Origin of the sequence: Streptomyces sp. 8L (genome assembly GCF_020176795.1) — a bacterium.
Classification (GTDB): Bacteria; Actinomycetota; Actinomycetes; order Streptomycetales; family Streptomycetaceae; genus Streptomyces.
In genome coordinates, this window is the sequence record NZ_JAIUKE010000762.1 from 1 (window position 1) to 3,079 (window position 3,079).

Below are 3,079 nucleotides of genomic sequence, written 5' to 3' on the forward strand. Positions count from 1 at the left end.
CCACACCCCCAACACCCACACCCCGACGCCCTCGCTCCGTGCGTTCCGTCTTTCCTTTCGCGTACGGAGTCTTGACATCGCGAGGGTCGGGGCGGAATGGTCTGGACCAGTTCGCAACAGCCTTCCCCCCACACACTCTGTCCGCTCTCCCCCCACGGAGGCCATGCAGTGCACCTCACCCCGATTCCGCGCAAGGCCGCCCTCGCGGTGGCCTCACTGGTCGCAGCCGCGACGGCGTTCGCCCTCCCCGCAGCCGCGCAGGCGGCGCCCGCGGCCCCCACCGCCGCCGCTCCGGCCGCCTCCGCAGCCGCGGTCCCCGCCCACGCCGTCACCGGCTACTGGCAGGACTTCGACAACGGCGCGAAGGTCCAGAAGCTCACGGACGTGCCCGACCAGTACGACATCATCGCGGTCGCGTTCGCGAACGCCACGACCACACCGGGGCAGATCTCGTTCAGCCTGGACCCCGCGGTGGGCTACAGCTCCGACGACCAGTTCAAGGCGGACATCGCAGCCGAGCAGGCCAAGGGCAAGTCCGTGGTGCTGTCCGTCGGCGGCCAGAACGGCACCGTCTCCGTCAACGACGCCGCGTCCGCCTCCGCGTTCGCCGACTCCGCGTACGCGCTGATGCAGCAGTACGGCTTCAACGGCATCGACATCGACCTGGAGAACGGGCTCAACTCGACGTACATGGCGCAGGCGCTGCACCAGCTGGCCTCGAAGGCCGGGTCGGGGTTCGTCCTGACGATGGCGCCCCAGACCATCGACATGCAGTCGACGTCCGCCGAGTACTTCAAGACGGCACTGGCCGTGAAGGACATCCTCACGGTCGTCAACATGCAGTACTACAACAGTGGTTCGATGCTGGGTTGCGACGGCAAGGTCTACTCGCAGGGCACCGTCGACTTCATCACGGCGCTCGCCTGCATCCAGCTCCAGGGCGGCCTCGACCCGTCGCAGGTCGGCATCGGCGTACCGGCGTCGTCGAGCGCGGCCGGCAGCGGCTACGTGGACCCGTCGGTCGTCAACGACGCGCTGGACTGCCTGGCGAAGGGCACCAACTGCGGCTCGTTCAAGCCCCCGACGACCTGGCCCGGCATCCGCGGCGCCATGGCCTGGTCCACCAACTGGGACGCCTCCGCGGGCAACGCCTGGTCGAGCTCGGTGGGCGCGCACGTGCACGCTCTCTGACTCTCCGACCGACCCGGGCCACTGAGGCAGGGCCCGCCCGAAACGCCGTCCGCCGTCGCGGGCGGCGTTTTCGTTGCCCTCTTGCCGCCCGGACCGCCCGCGCGTGCGGGCCCGGCTTTCTGTGGAATGTGCCGGGACATCTTGACAAGTCCATTGGTCTGGACCATTTTTACCGGTCAAGCGGTGGCCACCGTTTCCCTTTCCGCACCTCCATCCCACCCCGTCCGGAGGCAGCAAGTGGAACGCACCAGACACAGATCCTGGCTCCGCAGAACCGCGGGCGGCGCCGTCGCCGCCCGCGCGGCCGGCGCGCTGAGCCTCGCGGGGCTCGCCGGCACGGCGCACGCCGCCGACATCGACGTCCTCAAGAACGGCGGCTACGAGTCCGGGCTCGCGAACTGGACCTGCGCGGCCGGGACCACCGCCGTGGTCTCCTCCCCCGTGCACGGCGGCACCGCGGCGCTCCGGGGCACGCCCGCCGGGCAGGACTTCGCGCAGTGCGCGCAGAGCGTCGCCGTCGCGCCCAACTCCTCGTACACGCTGAGCGCCTGGGTCCAGGGCGGGTACACCTACCTGGGCGCCACCGGCACCGGCACGACCGACCCGCAGACCTGGACGCCGGGGAGCTCCGGCTGGACCCAGCTGAAGACGACGTTCACGACGGGTCCGTCCACAACGTCCGTCAGCGTCTACACGCACGGCTGGTACGGGCAGTCCGCGTACGTGGCGGACGACCTCACCCTCGTCGGCCCCGACGGCGGCGGGGGCGGCGACCCCGGCCCGCAGGCGCCCGCCACACCCGGCGGGCTCGCCGCGAGCGGCGCCACCGCCTCCTCCGTGAACCTGAGCTGGTCCGCCGCGTCCGGCGCCACCGGCTACAACGTCTACCAGGGCGGTACGAAGGTCCAGTCGACGTCGGGGACGTCCGCCACGGTCTCCGGGCTGGCCGCGAACACCACGTACCGGTTCCAGGTCAGCGCGACCAACTCGGCGGGCGAGTCGGCGAAGTCGGCGGCCGTGAGCGTCACCACGACCGCGGGCGGCGGCACCACACCGCCCGGCGGCGGCACCGTGCCGAAGCACGCGGTCACGGGCTATTGGCAGGACTTCGCCAACGGCGCGGCGGTGCAGAAGCTGCGGGACGTCCCGTCGAACTACGACATCATCGCGGTGGCCTTCGCGGACGCCACCAGCACGCCGGGCCGGCTCGCCTTCACCCTGGACCCGGCGGTCGGCTACGCCTCCGCCGCCGACTTCAAGGCGGACATCGCGGCGAAGCAGGCCGCGGGCAAGTCCGTGATCCTGTCGGTGGGCGGCCAGAACGGCACCGTCTCCGTCAACAGCGCGGCGTCCGCGACCGAGTTCGCGAACTCCGCGTACGCGCTGATGCAGCAGTACGGCTTCAACGGGATCGACATCGACCTGGAGAACGGCGTCAACTCCACCTACATGGGCCAGGCGCTGCACCAGCTGGCCTCGAAGGCCGGATCGGGATTTGTCCTGACGATGGCGCCCCAGACGCTGGACATGCAGTCCACGGGCACCGAGTACTTCAAGCTCGCGCTCGCGGTGAAGGACATCCTCACCGTCGTCAACACCCAGTACTACAACAGTGGTTCGATGCTGGGCTGCGACGGCAAGGTCTACTCGCAGGGCTCCGTCGACTTCATGACGGCGCTCGCCTGCATCCAGCTCCAGGGCGGTCTTTCGCCCTCGCAGGTCGGCATCGGCGTGCCGGCGTCGGCGAGCGGCGCGGGCAGCGGCTACGTCTCGCCCTCGGTGGTCGACAACGCGCTGGACTGCCTGGCCAAGGGCACCAACTGCGGCTCGTTCAAGCCCCCGACGACCTGGCCCGGCATCCGCGGCGCCATGGCCTGGTCCACCAACT

General features: G+C 70.5%; 2 protein-coding genes. Both read left to right on the plus strand.

Annotated features, from left to right (window positions below):
* Positions 1-96 precede the first annotated feature (96 nt).
* Positions 97-1,191, plus strand: a complete 1,095-nt coding sequence (locus LCE31_RS38400) for a chitinase (protein WP_374118704.1) — start codon at positions 97-99, stop codon at positions 1,189-1,191.
* Positions 1,192-1,428: 237 nt separating this feature from the next.
* A partial coding sequence (locus tag LCE31_RS38405; protein WP_225022820.1) for a chitinase occupies positions 1,429-3,079 on the plus strand: 1,651 nt, incomplete at its 3' end.